Annotated in this window: 22 protein-coding genes, 1 tRNA gene and 1 pseudogene; 17 read left to right on the top strand and 7 right to left on the bottom strand. The window is 70.6% G+C overall.

Features of this window, described 5'->3' with window-relative positions:
* The first annotated feature begins 3 nt into the window (after positions 1 to 3).
* Positions 4 to 1,044, top strand: coding sequence for a BON domain-containing protein (locus AC2D8W_RS14160; protein WP_484672056.1), 1,041 nt, complete (start codon positions 4 to 6; stop codon positions 1,042 to 1,044).
* A 7-nt stretch (positions 1,045 to 1,051) separates the two neighbouring features.
* On the opposite strand, the gene AC2D8W_RS14155 is transcribed toward AC2D8W_RS14160, so the two are convergent.
* Positions 1,052 to 1,870, bottom strand: coding sequence for a hypothetical protein (locus AC2D8W_RS14155; protein WP_484672055.1), 819 nt, complete (start codon positions 1,868 to 1,870; stop codon positions 1,052 to 1,054).
* 100 nt (positions 1,871 to 1,970) lie between these two features.
* On the opposite strand from AC2D8W_RS14155, the gene AC2D8W_RS14150 reads away from it, so the two are divergent.
* On the top strand, positions 1,971 to 2,459 hold the full coding sequence (locus tag AC2D8W_RS14150; RefSeq protein WP_484672054.1) for a two pore domain potassium channel family protein: 489 nt from the start codon (positions 1,971 to 1,973) through the stop codon (positions 2,457 to 2,459).
* On the opposite strand, the gene msrB is transcribed toward AC2D8W_RS14150, so the two are convergent.
* Positions 2,456 to 2,944 (bottom strand): peptide-methionine (R)-S-oxide reductase MsrB, encoded by a 489-nt coding sequence (gene msrB / locus AC2D8W_RS14145; protein WP_484672053.1) that lies wholly within the window; start codon positions 2,942 to 2,944, stop codon positions 2,456 to 2,458. The two genes, AC2D8W_RS14150 and msrB, sit on opposite strands and share 4 nt — an antisense overlap.
* Positions 2,945 to 2,998: 54 nt before the next feature.
* Here msrB and AC2D8W_RS14140 point away from each other — a divergent pair, with 54 nt between their 5' ends.
* Positions 2,999 to 3,322 (top strand): heavy metal-binding domain-containing protein, encoded by a 324-nt coding sequence (locus tag AC2D8W_RS14140; RefSeq protein ID WP_293482358.1) that lies wholly within the window; start codon positions 2,999 to 3,001, stop codon positions 3,320 to 3,322.
* A gap of 24 nt (positions 3,323 to 3,346) precedes the next feature.
* The gene (locus AC2D8W_RS14135; RefSeq protein WP_484672052.1) at positions 3,347 to 5,329 is read left to right on the top strand and encodes an acetyl-CoA carboxylase biotin carboxylase subunit; all 1,983 of its coding nucleotides are present in this window, start codon (positions 3,347 to 3,349) and stop codon (positions 5,327 to 5,329) included.
* A gap of 9 nt (positions 5,330 to 5,338) precedes the next feature.
* Here the strand turns inward: AC2D8W_RS14135 and lipB are convergent, their stop codons facing one another.
* On the bottom strand, positions 5,339 to 6,091 hold the full coding sequence (lipB, locus tag AC2D8W_RS14130; protein WP_484672051.1) for a lipoyl(octanoyl) transferase LipB: 753 nt from the start codon (positions 6,089 to 6,091) through the stop codon (positions 5,339 to 5,341).
* A 12-nt stretch (positions 6,092 to 6,103) separates the two neighbouring features.
* Between lipB and AC2D8W_RS14125 the strand changes: the two genes are divergently transcribed.
* The 7 genes from AC2D8W_RS14125 to AC2D8W_RS14095 all read left to right on the top strand — a co-directional run bounded on the left by AC2D8W_RS14125 (position 6,104) and on the right by AC2D8W_RS14095 (position 11,341).
* Entirely contained in the window at positions 6,104 to 6,412 is a 309-nt protein-coding gene (locus AC2D8W_RS14125; RefSeq protein WP_484672050.1) for a FliM/FliN family flagellar motor switch protein, read from the top strand.
* Positions 6,413 to 6,470: 58 nt separating this feature from the next.
* Positions 6,471 to 6,555: transfer RNA gene (locus tag AC2D8W_RS14120), tRNA-Leu, on the top strand.
* Positions 6,556 to 6,690: 135 nt separating this feature from the next.
* Positions 6,691 to 6,993, top strand: a complete 303-nt coding sequence (locus AC2D8W_RS14115) for a GIY-YIG nuclease family protein (protein WP_484672049.1) — start codon at positions 6,691 to 6,693, stop codon at positions 6,991 to 6,993.
* A 46-nt stretch (positions 6,994 to 7,039) separates the two neighbouring features.
* Entirely contained in the window at positions 7,040 to 8,455 is a 1,416-nt protein-coding gene (mgtE, locus tag AC2D8W_RS14110; protein ID WP_293482354.1) for a magnesium transporter, read from the top strand.
* A gap of 70 nt (positions 8,456 to 8,525) precedes the next feature.
* Complete coding sequence (locus AC2D8W_RS14105; protein WP_484672048.1) at positions 8,526 to 9,737, top strand: lysozyme; 1,212 nt, start codon at positions 8,526 to 8,528, stop codon at positions 9,735 to 9,737.
* 36 nt (positions 9,738 to 9,773) lie between these two features.
* Entirely contained in the window at positions 9,774 to 10,940 is a 1,167-nt protein-coding gene (locus AC2D8W_RS14100) for an isovaleryl-CoA dehydrogenase (RefSeq protein WP_484672047.1), read from the top strand.
* Positions 10,937 to 11,341 carry a DUF3574 domain-containing protein gene (locus tag AC2D8W_RS14095; RefSeq protein WP_484672046.1) on the top strand — a complete coding sequence of 135 codons (405 nt, stop codon included), beginning with the start codon at positions 10,937 to 10,939 and terminating at the stop codon, positions 11,339 to 11,341. The genes AC2D8W_RS14100 and AC2D8W_RS14095 overlap by 4 nt, the downstream gene beginning before the upstream one ends.
* On the opposite strand, the gene AC2D8W_RS14090 is transcribed toward AC2D8W_RS14095, so the two are convergent.
* Positions 11,331 to 12,137: a helix-turn-helix domain-containing protein gene (locus tag AC2D8W_RS14090; protein WP_484672045.1), complete on the bottom strand. Its 807-nt coding sequence runs from the start codon at positions 12,135 to 12,137 to the stop codon at positions 11,331 to 11,333. The genes AC2D8W_RS14095 and AC2D8W_RS14090 overlap by 11 nt on opposite strands.
* A gap of 163 nt (positions 12,138 to 12,300) precedes the next feature.
* Here AC2D8W_RS14090 and AC2D8W_RS14085 point away from each other — a divergent pair, with 163 nt between their 5' ends.
* On the top strand, positions 12,301 to 13,590 hold the full coding sequence (locus AC2D8W_RS14085) for a TonB family protein (RefSeq protein ID WP_484672044.1): 1,290 nt from the start codon (positions 12,301 to 12,303) through the stop codon (positions 13,588 to 13,590).
* Positions 13,591 to 13,836: 246 nt separating this feature from the next.
* On the opposite strand, the gene AC2D8W_RS14080 is transcribed toward AC2D8W_RS14085, so the two are convergent.
* Positions 13,837 to 15,645 carry a patatin-like phospholipase family protein gene (locus tag AC2D8W_RS14080; protein ID WP_484672043.1) on the bottom strand — a complete coding sequence of 603 codons (1,809 nt, stop codon included), beginning with the start codon at positions 15,643 to 15,645 and terminating at the stop codon, positions 13,837 to 13,839.
* A 66-nt stretch (positions 15,646 to 15,711) separates the two neighbouring features.
* Between AC2D8W_RS14080 and AC2D8W_RS14075 the strand changes: the two genes are divergently transcribed.
* Both AC2D8W_RS14075 and AC2D8W_RS14070 read left to right on the top strand, forming a co-directional pair.
* Complete coding sequence (locus AC2D8W_RS14075) at positions 15,712 to 16,551, top strand: enoyl-CoA hydratase-related protein (RefSeq protein ID WP_484672042.1); 840 nt, start codon at positions 15,712 to 15,714, stop codon at positions 16,549 to 16,551.
* 40 nt (positions 16,552 to 16,591) lie between these two features.
* A pseudogene (locus AC2D8W_RS14070) lies at positions 16,592 to 16,921 on the top strand (DUF1489 family protein); the annotation flags it as partial.
* Between the two features lie 80 nt (positions 16,922 to 17,001).
* Here AC2D8W_RS14070 and panC read toward each other — a convergent pair.
* Complete coding sequence (panC, locus tag AC2D8W_RS14065; protein ID WP_484672041.1) at positions 17,002 to 17,850, bottom strand: pantoate--beta-alanine ligase; 849 nt, start codon at positions 17,848 to 17,850, stop codon at positions 17,002 to 17,004.
* Positions 17,851 to 17,990: 140 nt separating this feature from the next.
* On the opposite strand from panC, the gene AC2D8W_RS14060 reads away from it, so the two are divergent.
* Complete coding sequence (locus AC2D8W_RS14060) at positions 17,991 to 18,824, top strand: division plane positioning ATPase MipZ (protein WP_484672040.1); 834 nt, start codon at positions 17,991 to 17,993, stop codon at positions 18,822 to 18,824.
* A gap of 4 nt (positions 18,825 to 18,828) precedes the next feature.
* Complete coding sequence (locus AC2D8W_RS14055) at positions 18,829 to 19,260, top strand: J domain-containing protein (RefSeq protein ID WP_484672039.1); 432 nt, start codon at positions 18,829 to 18,831, stop codon at positions 19,258 to 19,260.
* Positions 19,261 to 19,415: 155 nt separating this feature from the next.
* Here the strand turns inward: AC2D8W_RS14055 and AC2D8W_RS14050 are convergent, their stop codons facing one another.
* Positions 19,416 to 20,729 carry a D-alanyl-D-alanine carboxypeptidase gene (locus tag AC2D8W_RS14050; RefSeq protein WP_484672038.1) on the bottom strand — a complete coding sequence of 438 codons (1,314 nt, stop codon included), beginning with the start codon at positions 20,727 to 20,729 and terminating at the stop codon, positions 19,416 to 19,418.
* Between the two features lie 296 nt (positions 20,730 to 21,025).
* Here AC2D8W_RS14050 and AC2D8W_RS14045 point away from each other — a divergent pair, with 296 nt between their 5' ends.
* Positions 21,026 to 21,460 (top strand): phasin family protein, encoded by a 435-nt coding sequence (locus AC2D8W_RS14045; protein ID WP_293483550.1) that lies wholly within the window; start codon positions 21,026 to 21,028, stop codon positions 21,458 to 21,460.
* Positions 21,461 to 21,532 lie beyond the last annotated feature (72 nt).

The raw sequence follows: 21,532 nt of genomic DNA, 5'->3' as shown, positions 1-21,532 counted from the left end.
AGCATGCCCGGACGTTGGAGCGAAGATTGGCGGGACCGGGGCTATCGCAGCGGACGCGACGATCGCGACGAGGACGAGCGCTACGGGTCGCGCGACGAGGGCCGCTCGTGGGGCCGTGAGGACCGGGTCTTCGGCGAAGACGACACCGGCGCCGGCTACAACCGCCCGCGCGGCGAGAGGACCTACAGCCGCGCCGAACTCGAGCGCGGGAGCGACTGGCAGGATCGTGACTACGGCGGCGTCTCGCCCGCCATGCGCCGCGGCGAGTACGATACGGGCTACCGCGCCGCGCCGCGCGGGACGCGCGCGTTCGGCCGCGACGAGGGCTTCGGCGGGGCGTCCCGCGGGCGCTACGACCAGGACTACGACGCCATGCGCCGCGATATCGACGAGCGCCGCCGCCGCACCTTCTCCGGCGGGACCGGGGGCTACGACTACGAGCGCGGCTACGGCGACGGCGGGCGCGAGCGTCACCTGTCCGGCTATGGGTCGGGCGCGTACGACGACCGCGACGCAGGCCGCGGGCGCGAGGGCGGCCGCGACTTCGAGGACCACGCGCGCGACGCCGGCGACTTCCTTCGCCGCACGGGCGAGAAGGTGAAGTCCTGGTTCAGCGACATGGGCCGGGACGACGACGACGGCCGCTTCGCCGCGAGCCGCGGCGCCCGGGGCCTCGGCCCGAAGGGCTACAAGCGCTCGGACGAGCGGATCAGCGAGGAGGTCCATCAGCGGCTGACCGACGACAGCTGGCTGGACGCCTCGAACATCAACGTCTCGGTGTCCGGCGGCGAGGTGACCCTTTCCGGCACGGTCGACAGCCGGGAGGCCAAGCATCGCGCCGAGCGGGTCGTCGAGGACCTGTCCGGGGTGAACCACGTGCAGAACAACCTGCGCATCCAAACGGGCGGCTACTTCACGAGCGCTGGACGGGGCTTCGGCGACAGCGTGCAGGAAGACCGCATGCGGCGCGACGACGGCTCGACGGCCGGGAACGGCTTCAGCGACGACAGCGCGGCGACCCGGACCACGACCCGGCGCACCTGACGCCGGCTCAGAGCCCCGGTACGGGCGGGGGGAGGCCTGGCCTGGCAGCCACCTCCCCGCCGCCCGCGAAGGCGCCGCAGCGGTTCCAGTTGAAGCTCTGCACCCCGAAGACCTCGATGCAGCGCGGGATCGCCTCGCGGCCGATGCGGCCCTGCGCGACCAGCCACACGCACTGGGCGGTGGAGCCGATCAGGTAGCTGGCGACCGGGCTTGCGCCATCACGGCGGTTCGGGATCACCCGCTGCCGCTCGTTCGTGTCGGTGAAGGCGTTCGTCAGGCCGACCGGCGTCAATGAGATGGTATGCGCGTACTCGTGGGCGGCCACGTTGACGGCGCAGGAACGGCGCACGACATCGGGCGAGGCGAACTGGGCGAGGACCTCGCGCGTGATGATCACGTCGGCGTGGCGGCCGGACGTGTAGCCCGCCTCCCCGGCCATGCCGAGATGCGGCCCGCCGCCGTCCACCAGCGCCGCCTGCGCCGGAGCGTAGCGCGCGCCGGACGTCCTGAGCGCGACGATGTCGGCGATGGCGCGCGGGGTCACGGCCTGGGCCGAGTCTCGCGCGTAGACGGCGGGATAGCGCTCCGAAAGGCCGGCCATCGCGTCGGAGAAGGCGTCCGAACGGAGCACCTGGTAGCCTTCGGCCAGGAGGCGGCCCGCCATCTCGCGTTCCGCGTCGGTCTTTGCGCCGTGCAGGGATGAGAAGGGGCCTGCCTGCGCGTCCTCCTTCAGGTTGCCCCAGGCGACCCACCCCAGCATCGCGGCCGCGGCCGCGGCGGCCCACAGCCCCGATCGCCAGACGCCGTGGCGCTGTTCGTCATCCATCCGGGGACCCTGCTGCAGATCTTCGACAAAGATCAATGCCGACCGGCCGCGGGGCCCGCAGGCTGCCCTGGGGCGCGACGGCCTCGCTCGGGAGGCCGCAGTGCTCGGCAACCTCGCTCATGAGCTGACCACGGCCACGGTCCTCGTCTCGGCGACGGTGGTGATCCACCTGATCGGGCTGGATGTCCTGATGCGGCTCACCGGACTGCACCTGCGCCGCTTCATGAGCGCCTGGCACGGGATCGACCGGCTGCTGGTTCCGCTGGGGATCGTGATCGGCCTGTTCACGCTCCACGGCCTCGAAATCTGGCTGTACGCCTTCGCCTACTGGACGGTCGGCCTGCTGCCCAGCCTGGAGGCGGCGCTCTACTATTCCACCAGCGCCTATTCGACCGTCGGCGAGGCCGGCGCGATGCTGCCGAAGGCGTGGCGGATCGTCGGCGTCCTCGAGGCCATCAACGGCATGCTTCTGATCGGCTGGTCGACGGCCTTCCTGTTCCAGGTCCTCAGCCACCTCCAGCACGACGACGAGCACCCCCTCCCGAAGGGCGCCATCGCGCGACGCGGCCGGCGCGGCGCGAAGACCTAGGCTGGCTGCAGGTGCTCGTTGTCGCCGCGGCCGAGCGGGTCGGGCAGGGGGGCGCCGTTCGGGACGAAGGCCAGGCTCACCGAGTTGATGCAGTAGCGCAGGCGCGTCGGCGGCGGGCCGTCGGGGAAGACGTGCCCCTGGTGCGAGTCGCAGCGCGCGCAGCGGGTCTCGATGCGGACCATGCCCCAGGAGGTGTCGCGGACGCCCTTCACGTGCGCCTCGTCGATCGGCGCCCAGAACGAGGGCCAGCCGGTGCCGCTCTCGAACTTGGTCTTGTGCCGGAACAGAGGCAGCCCGCAGAGGCGGCAGCAGTAGACGCCGTCGTCCTTCTGGTCGAGCAGTCCGCCGCAGAAGGGCGCTTCGGTCCCGTGGTGCAGCAGCACCTCGGCCTCCTCGCGGGTCAGCGACCCCTCCAGGCGCTTGCGTTCCTCAGGGTCAGGCGGCGAGAGAGAAAACCCCGAGGGGGAGATGGCTGGCGTGCTCATGCCCGCCAATCTAGGGTCGCGGCCTTCCAGGCGAAAGACGGGAGACGATACCGAATGATCATCGCCACCACGCCCGAAGTGCCTGAAGGCAAGGTCACGCGCACCCTCGGCGTCGTGACGGGCGAGGCCATCATCGGCGCGCACATCTTCCGCGACTTCTTCGCCGGCGTGACGAACATCATCGGCGGCCGCGCGGGCGGCTACGAGAAGGCGTTGCGCGAGGCCCGCGACATCGCCCTGCAGGAAATGGAGCTCGAGGCGCGCGCGCTGGGCGCCGACGCCGTCGTGGGCGTCGACCTCGACTACGAGAATCTCGGCGTTCAGAACGGCATGCTGATGGTCACCGCTTCCGGCACCGCCGTGAAGCTGGGCGCGTAAGAGAACAGAGCGCTAAGGAACGGAATGTTTTCGAAGATCCTGATTGCGAACCGGGGCGAAATCGCCGTCCGGATCATCAAGACGGCCCGCAGGATGGGCATCAAGACGGTGGTGGTCTACTCCGAGGCCGACGCCGACTCGATGGCGGTGGAGATGGCCGACGAGGCCGTGTTCATCGGCGGCGCGCCGGCGTCCGAGAGCTATCTCGTGGCCGACAAGATCGTCGACGCCGTCCGCCAGACCGGCGCGCAGGCCGTGCATCCCGGCTTCGGCTTCCTGTCCGAGAACGCGGGCTTCGCGCGCCGCCTGGCCGCCGAGGGCATCGTGTTCATCGGGCCCAATCCCAAGGCCATCGAGGCCATGGGCGACAAGATCGAGTCCAAGAAGTTCGCAGCTCGGGCGGGCGTCTCGACCGTCCCCGGCCATGTGGGCGAGATCGACGACACGGCCCACGCCATCAAGATCTCCGAGGAGATCGGCTATCCCGTGATGATCAAGGCGTCGGCCGGCGGGGGCGGGAAGGGGATCCGCGTCGCCTGGAACCGCAAGGACGTGGAAGAGGGCTTCCCGGCCGTGCGCGCCGAGGCCAAGGCCAGCTTCGGCGACGACCGCATCTTCATCGAGAAGTTCATCGAGAGCCCGCGCCACGTCGAGATCCAGGTGCTGGGCGACAAGCACGGCAATGTCGTCCACCTGTTCGAGCGCGAATGCTCCATCCAGCGCCGCAACCAGAAGGTCGTCGAGGAGGCGCCGAGCCCGCTGCTGGACGAGGCGACCCGCAGGGCCATGGGCGACCAGGCCGTCGCGCTGGCCAAGGCGGTCGGCTACGACAGCGCGGGCACCGTGGAGTTCGTCGCCGGCCAGGACCGCAGCTTCTTCTTCCTGGAGATGAACACCCGTCTGCAGGTGGAGCACCCGGTCACCGAGTTGATCACCGGCGTCGATCTCGTGGAGCAGATGATCCGCGTCGCGGCCGGCGAGGCGCTGCCGTTCGCCCAGGGCGACCTGAAGATCAACGGCTGGGCCATGGAGAGCCGGATCTACGCCGAGGATCCCTACCGCGGCTTCCTCCCGTCGATCGGCCGCCTGGTGCGCTACTCGCCGCCGCCCGAGGGCGACATGCCGGGCGGCACGATCACCCGCAACGACGCCGGCGTCCGCGAAGGCGACGAGATCTCGATGTTCTACGACCCGATGATCTCGAAGCTCTCGACCTGGGGCCCCACGCGTGACGCCGCGATCGACGCCATGGGCCGGGCGCTGGAGGACTTCCACATCGAGGGCCTGGGTCAGAACATCCCGTTCCTGGCCGCCGTGATGGACCAGGACCGGTTCCGGTCGGGCAAGCTCTCGACCAACTACATCAAGGACGAGTTCCCCGATGGCTTCCAGGGCCTGCCGCCCACGGATGCGCAGCGCGACCTGATCGAGGCCGTGGCGATCTACATGCAGACGCTGCAGGCCCATCGCGTCGCCCGGTTCGGGGACGAGCCCCGGGAAGATTGGGTTGTCGTCGCAGGCGCGCACCGTCGTCGGGTTTCGGCCATGATGACGCCTGACGGGCTCGTCGTGCGCAACGGCGGACCGGAGTTGAAGCTTTCAAGGGTCGGCTGGCGTCCCGGTCAGGCCCAGTTCCGCGGAAGCCTGAACGGCTCTGACTTCACCGTGACCGTGAAGCCGGCGGCCGAGGGCTTCGTCATCCGCCATCGCGCGACCACCCTGCACGTGCTGGTTCTGTCGCCCCGCTCGGCCGAGCTCCACGAGAAGCTGCCGCCGAAGAAGGCCGCGGACACGTCCAAGATGGTGCTTTCGCCGATGCCGGGCCTGGTGGTCTCGATCGACGTGGCCCAGGGCCAGGAGGTCAAGACCGGCGAGGTCGTGGCCGTGCTCGAGGCCATGAAGATGCAGAATATCCTGCGGGCCGAGCGCGACGGGGTGGTCAAGGCCGTCAGCGTGAAGGCCGGCGACAGCGTCGCGGCCGACGAGGTGCTGGTCGAGTTCGCCTGAACCCGCGCGTCAGGCCGGCGCCGGCGCGTCCTCGACCGGCCCGAAGACCTGGGTGAAGCTCGCCCGCAAGGCCGCGTCGGCCTCGTCCATCGTCACCGGCAGGCCCAGGTCGACCAGGCTGGTGACCCCGTGCTCGGTGACGCCGCAGGGCACGATGCCGCCGAAGTGCGTCAGGTCGGGCTCCACGTTGAGCGAGATCCCGTGGAAGCTCACCCAGCGGCGCAGCTTCACGCCGATGGCGGCGATCTTGTCCTCCCGCAGCGGCATGCCCGGCGACCGGCGCTCCACCCACACCCCGACCCGACCCTCGCGCACGTCACCCGCCACGTTGAAGGTCTCGAGCGCGCGGATCACCCACGCCTCGAGGGCGGCCACGAACGCGCGCACGTCGCGGCGCCGGCGCGACAGGTCCAGCATCACATAGGCCACGCGCTGCCCGGGCCCGTGGTAGGTGAACTGACCGCCGCGGCCGCTCTGGAACACCGGGAAGCGGTCGGGTTCGAGCAGGTCGCCCGGCTTGGCCGAGACGCCGGCCGTGTACAGCGGAGGATGCTCGAGGAGCCAGACGAGCTCGCCCGCGCGTCCTTCGGCGATGGCGGCGGCCCGGGCCTCCATGGCCGCTACGGCCTGCGGATAGGGCACGGGGACCTTCGAGACCGCCCAGCCCGCGGCCGCGCCATCGGTGCGGCCGAACAGCGCGCCTCCCGCCGGAGGGTCGGCTGGGCCGCTTTCGGGCGCGGGGCTTAACGGCTGATCAAGCATGTCGGCCCAAATGTGGTCTCCGGGCGTGCTCGACGCAAAGCCCGCGTGTCAGCCAGGGTCCCCATCGTGAGTCAGGTCAAGGCCGTCAACGTCGAAATCCAGGTCGTGCTCGGGCGCGCCACGCTGCCGATGGCCCAGTTGCTGCGCATGGGCCGGGGCGCGGTCATCCCGCTGGACGCGAACGTCAACGACGAGGTCTGGATCCTGGCCAACAACCATCCCGTGGCCCGCGGCGAGATCCAGATCAACGACGAGCGCATCGCCATCTCGGTGACCCGGGAGGCCAACGTCTACGACTACATGGCCGGCGGCGCCAGCTAGGCGCCTCAGCCCCTTGAGTATGCGGGCGGGGTTTGCTACCTGCCGCGCCTCACCACGAGCGGTCGTGGCGGAATTGGTAGACGCGCAGCGTTGAGGTCGCTGTGGGGCAACCCGTGGAAGTTCGAGTCTTCTCGACCGCACCATCCTGCTTCGCCCTGACGGGCTTCGCAGGACAAGTCCCCGCTCCTGGGGCGAAGCAGGATGCCCTGCGAAGCCTTGGCGTAGCAGGGCTGTTCGCCTAGGGGGGCAAGCTGCACGACGTCTGCCTCCTGGCAGGCGTGCATGATCCGAAGCGGCGCTACGTCGGGCTCACGTCTGATCTGCGGACGAGGTTGGCCGACCACAACGCCGGAAAGTCGCCGCACACAGCGAAGTATCGGCCGTGGCGGCTGGTAGCGTACATAGCCTTCTCGGACCGGGCGCAGGCGGCCGCGTTCGAGGCGTACCTGAAATCAAGGCTCCGGCCATGCATTCGCGCGCAAACGCCTTTGGTCCGTGGCGGCGGCGGCGGATGTGACACAATGAGGAACCTCGCCGGCCCCCGTGGTCCCCTCGACCGGGCCGGTGAATCAGCGCCTTAACCGAAAGACGAGCACAGCCGTCCAACATCGCGTCAGGGAGGTCCGCATGAGCCGCGAAACGGACGACCTCGCTGAAGCCGTGGACCTGGACGAGGACCTCGAAGACCTCGCGCTCGAGGACGACTACGCGCTCAATCCCGAGTTCGTCTCGGACGTGGCCGACGCCCTGGAGCGGGGCGACGCCGAGCGGCTGCGCGAGCTGCTGGCGGCGCTGCATCCGGCCGACGTGGCCGACCTCATGGGCTTCCTTTCGGCGGGCGATCGCGAGGAACTGATCCCGCACCTCGATCCCGAGACGCTGGCCGAGATCCTCTCCGAGCTGGACACCGAGATCCGCGAGGAGGTGCTGGAGCACGTCCCGTCGGCGACGCTCGCCAAGGCCATCGGCGAGATGGAGTCCGACGACGCCGCCGACGTCGTCGACGACCTGGAGGCGGACAAGCGCGCCGAGGTCATGGCCGCCATCCCCGAGGTCGAACGGGCGGCCATCGAGACCACCCTGGCCTACGAGGACGAGACCGCCGGCCGCCTCATGCAGCGCGAGGTGGTGGCCGCGCCGCAGTTCTGGACGGTGGGCCAGGCCATCGACCACTTCCGCAAGGAATCCGAGGACCTGCCGGAGCTGTTCTTCGACGTCTATGTGGTCGATCCCGCCTACAAGCCGGTGGGCGCGGTTCCGGTGAGCCAGCTCCTGCGCGTGCCCAGGGCCACGCCGCTCGCCCAGATCATGGAGCCGGTGAACGAGATCACCGCCGACCTGGACCAGGAAGAGGTCGCCTACATCTTCGACAAGTACCACCTGATCTCGGCGCCCGTCGTGGACGCGGCCGGCCGGCTGGTGGGCCAGATCACCGTCGACGACATCGTCAGCGTCGTCCAGGAGGAGGGCGAGGAGGACATCCTGGCCCTGGCGGGCGTGAGCGACGCGGGCCGGGACGCCGACGTGGTGGGCATCGTCCGCTCCCGCATTCCCTGGCTGATGATCAACACGGTCACGGCGGCGCTGGCGGCCAGCGTGATCGGCGCCTTCCAGGCCGAGATCGAGAAGCTGGTCATCCTCGCGGTGCTCTATCCGATCGTGGCCTCGCTGGGCGGCAACGCCGGCACCCAGACCCTGGCCGTCGCGGTGCGCGCCCTGGCCAGCCGCGAGATCTCGACCTTCAACGCGCGCCGGACGGTGATCCGCGAGCTGGTGGTGGGCCTGATCAACGGGCTGGCGCTGGCGCTGGTCACGGGGATCGTCCTCTTCGCGCTGCAGCAGGACGTCCGGCTTTCGGCGGTCTTCGGCCTGGCGATGGTGATCAATGTGACGTTCGCCGCCCTGGCGGGGGCGGTGGTGCCGTTGGTGCTGGAGCGGATCGGGCGCGATCCGGCTGTTTCTTCCTCGATTTTCGTGACTTTCGTCACCGACTTCACGGGATTCTTCGCGTTCCTGGGACTCGCTGCGCTAATCCTGCTGTAAGTGGCGTCAGGCTTGCCCCGGGGCTTCCCGGGCGCCTGCCGCCTGTGCCGATTTGGGACGACAGCAGTTCATGCTCTCGCGCCACCGCGTCTCCCGGGCGGCCATCGAACTGATCAAGCGGTTCGAGGGCTACCGCCGGACTGCCGCCCAGCTGCCTGACGGCCGCTGGACGATCGGCTATGGCCACACCCTGACCGCCCGCGAAGGCGCCGAGGTCTGCGAGTCCGACGCCGAGGCGCTGCTGGTCTACGACCTGATCGCCGTCCAGCACGCGGTGAACGAGGGGCTGCTGGCGCCGGTCAGCCAGAACCAGTTCGACGCCCTCTGCAGCTTCACGTTCAACATCGGGATCGACAACTTCCGCCGCAGCCAGGTGCTCAAGCGCCTGAACGCCGGCGCGGCCGTGCAGGCCGCTTGCGCCATGGAGCTGTGGCGCAAGGCCGATTTCGAGGGCGAGCGGATCGTCATCGACGCGCTGGTCCGTCGCCGGGCCGCGGAGAAGGCCCTGTTCCTGACCCCGCCGGGCGACGCCTGGACCCCGGCGCCGTCGCCGCTGCTGCGTCCGGTGATCGACTTGGACGCCCTCGACCTGGTGCCGCTTCGGCGGCCCGTGGCGGTGGAGACGTCGTTCCACGGCGATCGCGTGACCGCCCGCCGTGACGACCTGCCGGACGACGACGCCCCGCCGGAGGCTGTCCCGACGCCCGCGGCCGCCGCCGTGACCGCCGCCGCCGAGGCGGTGACCCATCGCCTGGAGACCATCTTCCCGGATCCGGGCGAGGAGCCGGCGGCCTTCGAGGACGTCGAGCCCGCGCCCGCCGCCGAGGCCGAGGCGCCGCCGACCGAGGCGCCGCCGCCGGAGCCGGACGCCCTGGAGGCCGACATGCCTCCGGCCGTTGCCGAGCCGGCGGACGAAGTCGCCGAGACTGCGCCCGTCGCGGACGCCGAGCTCGAGATCCCCAGGGCCCCCGCGCCCGCCGAAGAGCCCGCCGCGGAGGAGTCGGACGAAGCCCAGCCGTCGATGTTCATCCCGGCGCGTCCGCGCCCGGCGCCGCGACGCAAGGAGCCGTCCATCGTCCGGGACCTGGTGCTGTCCCTCCTGGGCCTGGTCTTCTTCGGATTCGGGATGTTCTGGGGGCTGACCGCGCGGCCCGCGCCCGCCGGCGTGATGATGACGCCCCTGGCCGTCGCCTGGGCCGCCGGCGTGGCGGGCGTCGGCTTCGTCGCCGTGGCCGTCTACCGGCTCCTGGCGCGGCTCGGGCGCGAGGCCGAGCGCGACTGAGTTCGCGGCGGCGGCGGCGTGTGCTAACCCGCGCCCATGATCCCGAACCACGGACCCGCGCTCGAATTCGGCCTCGGCGAATCCGCCGACATGATCCGCGACACCACCGCCCGCTTCGCCGCCGACCGGATCGCCCCGCTGGCGGCCGAGATCGACGCTACCAACGCCTTCCCGCGCCAGCTCTGGCCGCAGATGGGCGAGCTCGGGCTCCACGGCGTCACCGTCGAGGAGGAGTACGGCGGCCTCGGCCTCGGCTATCTCGAGCACGTCGTGGCGATGGAGGAGGTCTCGCGGGCGTCCGCCTCGGTGGGCCTCAGCTACGGCGCCCACTCGAACCTCTGCGTGAACCAGATCCGCCGCTGGGGGACGCCCGAGCAGAAGCGGCGCTACCTGCCCAGGCTGATCAGCGGCGAGCACGTCGGATCGCTCGCCATGAGCGAGGCGGGGTCCGGGTCCGACGTGGTCTCCATGCGGCTGCGCGCCGACCGGCGGGGCGATCGCTATGTCCTGAACGGCACGAAGTTCTGGATCACCAACGCCCCGCACGCCGACACCCTGGTGGTCTACGCCAAGACCGATCCCGACGGCGCCTCGCGCGGCATCACGGCCTTCCTAATCGAGAAGGGCTTCAAGGGTTTCAGCGTCAGCCAGAAGCTGGACAAGATGGGCATGCGCGGGTCGGACACCGCCGAGCTCGTGTTCGAGGACTGCGAGGTGCCCGAGGAGAACGTCATGGGCCCCGTGGGCGGTGGCGCCGGCGTCCTGATGAGCGGCCTGGACTACGAGCGTGCGGTTCTTGCGGCCGGGCCGCTGGGGATCATGCAGGCCTGCCTCGACGTGGTGCTTCCGTACGTCCGCGAGCGCAAGCAGTTCGGCAAGCCGATCGGCAGCTTCCAGCTCATGCAGGGCAAGATCGCCGACATGTACGTGGCTCTGAATTCGTCGCGCGCCTACGTCTACGCGGTGGCCAGGGCGTGCGACGCCGGGCTGACGACCCGGTTCGACGCCGCGGGCGCGATCCTGATGGCCAGCGAGAACGCCGTGAAGGTGGCGCTGGAGGCGATCCAGGCGCTGGGCGGCTCGGGCTACACGCGGGAGTACCCGGTCGAACGCCTGCTGCGCGACGCCAAGCTCTACGACATCGGGGCGGGCACCAACGAGATCCGCCGCTTCCTGATCGGGCGGGAGCTGGTCGGGGGATGAGGCGGGCGGGGGCCATCGCCGCCGTCGCGGGGCTCGTCGCCGTCGGGTGTCAGTCGGCGCCCAAGCCGCTCTGCCCGCCGGGCCAGGCCGAGCTGCGCACCGCCCGGCTGTTCCTCTCGGCCACGCCGCCGGCGCGCCTGAACGAGGCGGAGCTGACCCGGTTCATCGAGCAGGAGGTCGCCCCCCGTTTCCCGGACGGCGTCACGGTGGTCGACGGCGGCGGCCAGTGGAAGGGCGACGAGAACCGCCTGATCCGGGAGGCCACGAAGGTGGTCCTGATCGTCCTGCCCGCCAAGGGCAACGCAGCCGCCCAGATCCAGGCCGTGCAGGGCGCCTACCGCGCCCGCTTCCGGCAGGACTCGGTGGTCGCGCTGGCTCCGCCCGCCTGCGTCACGCCGTAGCGGCGGTCGCGGCCTGCGCCTGACGCAGGATCTCGGCGGAAGCGGCGTCGGCGGGGAAGAACGTCTCCAGCGTCAGCTCCGACAGCGTGATGTCCACCGGCGTGCCGAACACCGTCGTCGTGCCGAAGAGGGAGAGCAGCTGATCCCCGACCATCAGCTGCAGCGGCACCACCACGTCGCCGTAATCCTCGCGGCGGCGGTCCGAGGCCGGCGGCGTCGGGTAGCTGCGAAGTTCCTGCACCAGGGCGATGAGCCCTGGATCCGCCGTCAGCTCCACCTGGCGGCCGAGGCGCTCGAGGATGTGGGTGTGCCATTCCTCGAGGTTGACGATCCGCGGCGCGAGGCCCTTGGGGTGCAGCGAAAGGCGGATCACGTTGATCGGCGGCTGCAGCAGCTCGGCGTCGATCCCCTGCATCAGCAGCGACAGAGCCGCGTTGGCCGCCACCAGGTTCCAGCGCAGGTCCACCGCCAGGGCCGGGTAGGGCTCGTGCGCCTTCAGGATCACGTCGACCGCGCGGCGGGCCGCCGCAAGGTCGGGATCGTCGAGGCCCCGCTCCGGGAAAACCGGCGCGAAACCCGCAGCCACCAGGATCACATTGCGCTCGCGAAGCGGGATCTCGAGCTGTTCCGCCAGGTGCAGGACCATCTCGCGGCTGGGCTGGGCGCGCCCCGTCTCCAGGAACGACAGGTGGCGCGTGGAGATTTCGGCTTCCAGCGCGAGGTCCATCTGGCTCATCCGCCGACGCATCCGCCACTCGCGCAGATGGTCGCCGACGGGCTTGTGGGGCGTGATCATGGGCCGAGCTTAGCCACCCACGGAAGCGCGTCCATGACGTCGGAGGTAATGGTCGCGCTCCTGATTACCGGCGGTTGTCGGTGAGCTGCACGCGCGGCATGCTGGAGCAGAGGGGTGGCCAATGACTCGAGGCTCGTGGCGTCGACGCCATCACCCGGCCGGCATGGCGGTCGGACTTGCTGCTTTTGTCGCGATCTTCGTTCAACCGGGCCACAGCCTGGCTGCTGACCGCAAGCCCTGGTCAGAAGCCAATTGGGTCTCGCGGCCATCGGAGGACGAGGAGGACGCCGCCTTCAAGACGGTTGCGACCGATGGATTGCGGCGGGCGGTCATCAAGTGCGCGGTAGCCGACGACGGCGCACTTCTGGACTGCAAGGTCGAGCGCGAAACGCCGGCCAACAGTGGCGTCGGCGCCGCCGCGCTGTCGCTCGCGTCGAAGTACAGGCGCGTTCCGCCCGGTGCGAAGGGCGCGCGCGAGGTTCGTGTGGTCATGGGGTCCAGCGACGTCGACAAGGCGCCTGACTGGCTCCGCCGGCCGACGCCGGACCAACTGCTCGCCGTCTTCCCGACGGAGGCCTACAGGCGTGGGCAGAGTGGCAAGGCCGCCATCAGTTGCGTGATCTCCGTCCAGGGAACCCTGACGGACTGCGTGACCGTAGAGGAGAGTCCTGTTGGCGCGGGGTTCGGTGGAGCGGCCATCGCGCTCACACCGCAGTTTCTCATGCGTCCGGCGATGCGCGCCGGCAAGCCGGTTCCCTCCAGCGTCAATATACCCATCAACTTCATCACAAGCGGCCCCGGCGAGACCTTTGGGACCAAGCGCGTCATCGATGCCGCCATCGCTTGGACTCAGGCTCCGTCATACGAAGAGGTTGCGGCGGCCTACCCGGCGAAGGCCCGTGCGGAACGGAAGGGCGGTCGCGCGACCGTCGGGTGCGACATGACCGACGAAGGCCGCCTCGCGCGTTGCAGCGTGCTGACCTCCGAGCCGAGGGGCTACGGTTTCGACATCGCCGCGAAATCTTTGGCCAAGTCCTTCATGATGGAGGTGCGTAGCGACGCGGACCGCAAGGCGGCGCGCGGCCTGGAGTTCCACGTCCCGATCGTCTTCGATCCGGGCATGCTCGACCCGGCGACGCGGGTCGTGGGGAAGCCGAGCTGGGCGGCCCTGCCCAAGGGCGATCAACTGGTGGAAGCCTTCAAGGACGTGGAGACCACCGGCTCTTCTCGCGCCACGCTGAGTTGCGCAGTGGGGAGCGGCGGCGTCCTAACGGATTGCAGGGTCCTCCAGGAAACTCCGGCCGGCGCTGGTGTGGGCGCGGCGGCCCTCAAGCTCGTTCCCATGTTCCGGATGACCACATGGACCGCAGAGGGGCTGCCTGTGGTCGGTGGCCGCGTGAACATCCCTATCCGCTACGAGCCCGCCGGAAAGACCGCCGATCCAGCGTCATAGGGCTGAGATCCCCGCCGGCCGCCCCCGCCAAATAGCGAAAGGCCGCCCCATTTCTGGGGCGGCCTTTCCATAGTCGGACCGCTCAGCGGTTCGCGACCGCTAGCCGAAGCTAGGCGCGGACCCCGTTCACGGAGGTCCAGCTCACGGTCACCGCAGCGCGGCTTTCACTATGAGACACTGGGTCACCTCCTTTCAGTTGTTGAACACCTTCCGAATATGGGGCGCGTCGGGCCCCTGCGCAAAGGCTCATTCCGCCGCAGCGTGGGCCGAGGCCATGAACGGGCTCATGACGGCGCCGTCCGCCGCCTTTTCAGCCAGGCTCTGCCTGCGGCGCAGCTCAGGGATCGGACGGGTGACCTTGTCCAGGGCCGCCAGGGTGGCGCGGTAGCCGGCCTCGACGGCCTGATCGTAGGCCTCCCAGTCGCGGATCTCGATGCCGGAGACGTCCGGCTGCACCAGCACGTCGGTGGCCTCCCGCGCCGCCGCCAGGTCCCGCCCCGTGGACACCGTCGCCGTGCGCATGAGCAGCGAGACGATGGGCGGGCCCAGGCGCCACTGCCCCGAACGGATCCACCGCCAGACCGACGAGGGCCGCGCCACGTCCTTGGCGGTGATGCTGCGCGCCGTGGTCACATCGACCCCGACGATGGGGCCGGCGTGGGCCATGCGCATGATGTCGGCGGGGAAGTTCTTCATCACCGCCCCGTCCACCAGCACGTTCTGCCCGTCGGTGGCGGGCGGCATGACGCCGGGCAGGGCGATGGACGCCCGCAGCGCCTGGCGCAGCAGGCCGCGGCGGTGGAGCTGGTAGGCCCCGGTGGTAAGGTTGGACGAGAGGCAGAAGAAGGGCAGCCACAGGTCGGCGATCTGCGTCTCGAGGAAGTGCTGCTGCAGGCGCTCGGACACCTTCACGCCGTGCGTCATCGCCAGCAGGGGCAGGGCGATGTCGTCCAGGGGGCTGGAGCGGACGAAGGCCTCCTTCAGGCGCTCGTCCATCTCGGCCTCGTCCCAGCCCATGGCGAGCCCCGCGCCGACGATGGCGCCCATCGACGAGCCGCCGACGAAGTCGATGGGCACGCCGCGCTCCCGGAGCGCCTTGATGGCTCCCACGTGGGCATAGGCGCGGGCGCCGCCGCCCGACAGCACGAGGCCCACCGACTGGCCGGTGATCACCCGGGCCAGGCGGTCGAAATCGCCCTCGCGCCCGCGACGAAGGTGGAAGACGCGCGCCGCGCTGGTGCCGTCCAGCCAGGCCTCCGACCCTTGCGGTCGCTGGGCGTCGGCGGGCTGCACGAGGAGCAGGTCGACCAGCCCCTGGTCCTGCAGCGTCGCGGCGCTGGCCGGCGCGCCCTGCGCCTCGGCGGGCCGGTCGCCCCGGCCGACCCGGAACAGCCGGTCCACCTGGCGGGGGACGAAGCCCAGCCAGCCGCCGTCGTCACGCTCGGCCACGTAGAGGACGAAGTCGTGCACGCGCTCGACCTCGGAGAACCATTCGGTGGGCGCCGACGCGGCCTCGGCGCCCACCGTGGTCACTTGGTAGCCGAACGCGGCGATCTCGCGCTCCAGGCGCTCGACGATGGGCCGGATCAGCCCTGGCCGTCCCACGGGGATGAAGCCGAAGACGGACGGATCGCCCACTGGGCCGCGCCGCGCGGTCTGGCGGCTCCGCAGGATCATCAGGCGCGCGAGCTCGGTCATGACCGCCGAGTCCGCGTCGCAGGCCTCGAAGAAGATCTCCTTGGGCATGGCGTAGATCTCGGAGTCGCGCAGCGCGTAGACGTCCGCCGAGTGCGGAATGCCGGCGATCAGCGACATCTCGCCCGCCGGCTCGCCGGGCCGGATCACGCCCAGGAAGTGCGACGTCTGGCCCTCGTCGCGGCGGAACGCGCCCAGCCGTCCCGTCCGCACCACGTAGAGCACGTCCGAGGCGTCGCCCTGGCCGAACAGCTTCGAGCCGCCCGGCAACGAGAACCAGATGGTCTCGGCGCGAGCCCGCGGCTGGCGGAACAGCCGGGCCAGGGCCGAATCGGCCTCGATGTCAGGCAGGCTCGCCACGGACCGGAAGGTAGCGCCGCCGGAAGCCGAGAGCTATGCCTGCGCATCGCGAACCGAGGAGGCCGCATGACCAACGAAATCGCCCACCCGCTGGTGGAATTCCCCGACGTGTCGGCGACCACGGAGCTCGTGCATATCCACGCGACGCTCTCGGGCGCCGTGACCGTGTCCATGAACCGTCCCGCGCGCCGGAACGCCTTCGACGAAGACCTGATCTCGGCGCTGCAGGAGGCGTTCGACACGCTCAAGGGCGCCGAGGGCGTCCGGGTTGTCTTCATCCGGGGCGCCGGGGGGACGTTCTCGGCCGGCGCCGACCTCGACTGGATGCGCAGGGCCATCGACCGCACCGAGTCCGACAACCGCGACGACGCGATGGGGGCCGCCAAGATGTTCAAGGCGCTGCACGAGCTGCCGTGCCTGACCGTGGCGCTGATCGAGGGCGGCGCGTACGGCGGCGGCGCGGGCCTCGCCGCCTGCTGCGACCTCGCCGTGGCCGTTGCGGACGCCTCGTTCAGCTTCTCGGAGACGAAGCTGGGCCTGATCCCCGCCACCATCAGCCCCTATGTGATCCAGGCCATCGGGCCCCGCGCCGCGCGCGGCCTCTTCGCCACGGCGCGCGTGTTCGACGCCGCCTACGCCGAGAAGATCGGGCTCATCACCGAGGTGGTCCCGGACGCCGCGGGCCTCGCCGCCGCCGCCAGCCGGATCGCGCACGAGATGCGGGCCTGCGCGCCGGGCGCGGTGGAGGCGTCCAAGCGCCTGGTCGACGAGGTGGCGGGCCGCGAGATCGACCGTGACCTGATGTCCCTCACGGCTCACCGCATCGCGGCGGCGCGCGTCAGCGAGGAGGGGCAGGCCGGCGTCCGCGCCTTCCTCGCCCGCCAGCGGCCGCCGTGGGCCGAGTGACGCACTTCCCAACGCGCCGAGGCCGCCCTAACCAGGGTCCATGGCCCTGCACATGATCAAGCTGGTGGTGGGCGCCTCCACCATCGAGGACCTGCTGGACTGGCGCGCGCGCAACGCCGTCACCGGCGATCCCTGGATCCTGCGCACGCGGATGACGCCCAAGCGCTGGGCCGAGATGGTGGACGGCGGCTCGGTCTACCGGGTCTTCCGGGGCGTGATCCTGTGCCGCCAGAAGATCCTGGCCGTGAACACGGTGGGCGAGGGCGCCGCCGCCCGCTGCGAGGTCACCCTCGACGAGAACGTCGTCCGCGTAGCTCCCACGCCCCGCCGCGCCTTCCAGGGCTGGCGCTACCTCGAGGCCAGGGACGCGCCGGCCGACCTCGACGAGGCCGCGTTCGGCGAGGTTCCGCCCGAGCTGGCCCGCAGCTGCGCGAAGTCGGAGCCTGGTAGTCAGTCGCCGACGTTGTCGATCAGGCGCGTCCGTCCCAGCCGCGCCGCCGCCAGCACCCGCACCGGGCCCTCCGCGGGACCCGGGCCCAGGCGCTCCAGGGTGGCCGGATCACGGACCTCGACGTAGTCGATCTGCTGGAATCCGGCGCGGGCGAGGGCGTCCAGGGCGACGCTCTCCACCGCCGCGACGGAATCGCCTCGCCGCAGGTTGGCGAGCAGGGCCTCCAGGACCCTGTGCAGCGCCGGCGCCTGCCGTCGCTCCTCCGGGCTCAGGTAGGCGTTGCGCGAGGAGAGCGCGAGGCCGTCCTCCGCCCGCTGTGTCGGCGCGCCCACGATCTCGACCGGGATGTCCAGGTCGGCGACCATCCGGCGGATGACCGCAAGCTGCTGGAAGTCCTTCTCCCCGAACACCGCCACGTCCGGGCCGCACTGGTTCAGCAGCTTGGCGACCACGGTCGCCACCCCCGCGAAGTGGCCCGGCCGCGCCGCGCCCTCCAACGGCTCCGTCACGCCGGCGACCGTGACCGTCGTGGCGGCGCCGGGCGGGTACATCTCGGCCACCGAGGGCGCATAGAGCACATCGCAGCCTGCGCCGGCGAGAAGCCCGGCGTCGCGCCCCTCGTCACGCGGATAGGCCTCGAAGTCCTCGCCGGGGCCGAACTGGGTCGGATTCACGAACACGCTGGCGACGACCCTGTCCGCGCGCGTCCGCGCCAGGCGCACCAGCGACAGATGCCCCTCGTGCAGCGCGCCCATGGTGGGCACGAATCCGACCGTCAGCCCCTCCCGACGCCAGGCGCGCACGCGGGCGCGGAGGTCGGCGACGGTGCGGGCGGTGGGCAGTGTCATGGCGGCGGGGTTATGGCCAGCAGGGCGGGGCAAGTCCATCCACAGCCTGGGCTGAGTGGTCACGTTGACGCGAAGGGCCTTGGCACGGTCACCTACACGGTGATTGAGTCGGTCCGCGACGGGCCGGGGGAGCCGAGATCATGGGCCAGGCCAGCGTCATCGTGGTCGGCAACGAAAAGGGCGGGGCGGGCAAGTCCACCATCGCCATCCACATCGCCACCGCGCTCCTGCACGGCAAGGCCAAGGTCGCCGTCCTGGACCTCGATCTGCGCCAGCAGACCATGGGTCACTTCTTCGCCAACCGCGCGGCCTGGCTCGCGGCCAACGGCGCCGAGGCGCCCATGCCGATCGAGCACGCCATCAGCTCGGCGGGCGACGCCCTCGCCAAGGCCCCCGACGCCGAACAGCTCGCCCGCTTCGAGGCCGCCTTCGCCGAGGTCGCCTTCGCGGCCGACTTCGTGATCATCGACACGCCCGGCAGCGACACGGCGATCAGCCGCGCCGCCCACGCCCGGGCCGACCTCATCGTCACGCCCATGAACGACAGCTTCGTCGACTTCGACATGCTGGGCGTGGTCGACCCCGTCACCCTCGACCTCAAGCGGCACTCGCTCTACGCCGAGACCGTCTGGTCGTGCCGCAAGCAGCGGGCGACCGTGGAGCGCAAGCAGATCGACTGGGTGGTGCTGCGCAACCGCCTCGCGCCCACCGAGGCGCGCAACCGCCGCCGGCTGGACGAGCGGGTCGAGGCGCTCTCGAAGAAGGTGGGCTTCCGGGTCGGTCCGGGGCTGCGCGACCGGGTGATCTACCGCGAGCTCTTCCCCTTCGGGCTCACCGTCGCCGACCTGTCGCCCGCGATCCGGCCGGTCGCCATGAGCCTGCAGCACGTGGCGGCGCGGCAGGAGCTTCGCGCGCTCATGATCGCGCTGGGCTTCCAGGGGCTGGACGAGAGCGAGCGGATCGCGGCCGAATAGGCCGATGCTCTATCTGATCGCCGGCGGCCTGCTGCTGGCCGGCTACGTCTGGCTCTCCCGCCGCAAGGTTCCGCTTCTGAAACGCCGCGAGTGGCGGCTGCTGTCGGCCGCCGGCGCGCTGCTGGCGTTCACGGTGGCGGCCTGGAGCGGCATCCGGGGCGCGTGGGGGACCGCCGTGGTCCTGCTGGTGGTCGGGCTGTGGCTGGCGGCCGCCGCCAGGACGGCGCCCGGGCGGCCTGCGCCAGCGACGCCGGCCGCGGGGGGCATGACGCTCGCCGAGGCCCGCCGGATCCTGGGCGTGGGGCCCGACGCCACGCCCGAGGAGATCCGCGCCGCTCACGCACGCCTGATCCGCGCGGTGCATCCCGACGCCGGGGGCACCGAGGGCCTCGCGGCCCAGCTCAACGCTGCGCGCGACGTCCTCCTGAAGCGCTGACCTTCCCTTCCCGTGCAACGGGAGGGGGGGACCGCTCGCCGTAGAGCGAGCGGTGGGAAGGGCAAGCCCCGGGTAGATCGATTTCGACCCGCTCGACGCCCGGCGTTCAGCCGGGCCGGGCGCGGTTCACCGTCCCGCAGCGCGGGAAGCGAAGGCTAGCCCCGCCCGGGCGCGATCACGGCGCAGGGCTGGCGCTTGGCCTTGAGGGTGCGGCAGGCGTCCTTGGCCTCCCGCTCGGTCAGGCCCGAGAAGCGCGCGCGGTACTTGCCGGAGTCCTTCTCGGCCACGGCGCGGGCGTCGTCGAACAGGGCGCCGAAGCGGCGTTCCGTCAGGACGAGCTGCTCACGGGCGTCCGAGCGGCTGTTGAACGAGCCGACCTGGACGGTCCACTGGCCGCCCGCCTGAGCCTTGCCCTTCGCCTTGCCGCTCAGCTGCGGCACCGAGCGGGGCTCGACGATCTGGATCGACGACGCGCGCGCCGGCGGCGGCGAGGACGCAAGGCGGATCGACAGGGTGTCCGAAGTGTCGCCCTGCTGCATCGAGGGCTGGGTCGCGGCCGCCATCTGCGGCGGCTCGAAGAAGTTCTGCGCCACCCGGATGTCCTCGCCGAGGTTCCGGCGGCGGATGACGTCGAAGCCCGTCACGAGCAGGCTTTCCGCCACACGGTCGCGCGTGATGCGGTTCGGGCCGCCCAGGACCACCACGATGAGGCGCCGGCCGTCCTGCACGCCCGAGATGGCGATGTTGAAGCCCGACGCATTGGTGAAGCCGGTCTTCAGGCCGTCCACGCCGGGCGTGTTCACCAGCATGTGATTGTGGTTGCGGATGTTGCGGCCGCGGAAGTTGAAATTCGTCTGGCCGAAGAAGCGGTAGTACTGCGGGTAGTCGCGCATCACCGCCCGCGACAGGATCGCGATGTCGCGCGCCGTCGAGAGGTTGCGGGTGTTCGGCAGACCGTTCGCATTGGCGAAATTCGTGTTGCTCATGCCCAGTTCCTGGGCGCGCAAGGTCATCAAGGCGGCAAAGCGGGCTTCGGTGCCGCCCAGCTTCTCGGCCAGCGCCGTGGCGGCGTCATTGGCCGACAGGGTGCAGAGCGCCTGGATCGCCTCGAGGACCGAGACCGAATCGCCGGCCCGGATGCCCAGCTTCGTCGGCGACTGCGCGGCGGCGTGCGGCGAGAACACGACCCGGTCGTCCAGGCTGATCCGGCCCGCCGAGAGCGCCTCGAACGTGAGGTAGAGGGTCATCACCTTGGTGATCGACGCCGGATAGCGCGGGGCGTCGGCGCGCTTGGCGTACAGGACCTCTCCCGTCTTCGCGTCCACCACGATGGACGCATACTTCGACGAGTTCTGCGGGATGAGCTGCAGGTAGGGGACCTGCGCGACGGCGGCTGGAGCCGCTCCGCCCAGGGACGCGGCGAGGGCCAGGCCAATGGCGAGGAACAGGCGGCGGGCGTGCTGGATCATGCGTCGTCCGTCGTTAAGCGTTGAGATGGCCACACGCCACCCGGGAGAGTCGGTAGCATGCTCGCCTCACCCTTTCATGAGAGTAAACAAGGATTGAACGGGCGCAATTGCCGCAGCCCGTCCGTCGAGGCGCGATAGGCGCTGCCGAGGCACGCCGCAGTGCGGCCGGAGCGGGTCATGTTGCAGTGCACAATAATGCGTTGACTTGTGCAGTGCAGCATGAGATAACCAGGATCGTCATACGGGGTGAACAGCCCCGCCGAACCGTCCGCCCCCCGACCCCACAGGAGCCTCCCATGGCCGTCGCCGAAGCCGCCAAGACCACCGCCGAGCAGTTCACCGCCGCCACCAACGTCGCCTTCAAGGAAGGCGTCGAGAAGAGCCTCGCCGCGCTGAACGAGCTGAACGCCCACTCCAAGAAGAACCTCGAAGCCGTCGTCGCGTCGGCCACCGCCTCGGCGCGTGGCGCGGAAGCGCTCGGCGCCCAGGCCATGGCCTTCTCGAAGGCCGTCTTCGACACCCAGGTGTCGGCCGCCAAGTCGCTCGCCGGCGCCAAGAGCGTCCAGGAAGTGGTCGAGCTGCAGACCAGCTTCGCCAAGACCGCCCTCGAGACCTACATGGCCGAGTTCGCCAAGATGTCGGACACCGTGTCCGCCTCGGTGAAGGAGTCCATGAAGCCGCTCAACGAGCGCGTCACCGCGACCGTCGAGAAGTTCCAGGCCGTCCGCTAAGGCCTGACGTCTTCAGTACCGCGTAAGCTGGGGCCGGTCCTTCGGGGCCGGCCTTTGCTTGGCCGGGGTCAT

This window comes from Phenylobacterium sp. T106, assembly GCF_057219735.1.
The sequence above is the reverse complement of the archived record's forward strand: the minus strand, read 5'-3'. Positions and strand labels throughout refer to the sequence as shown.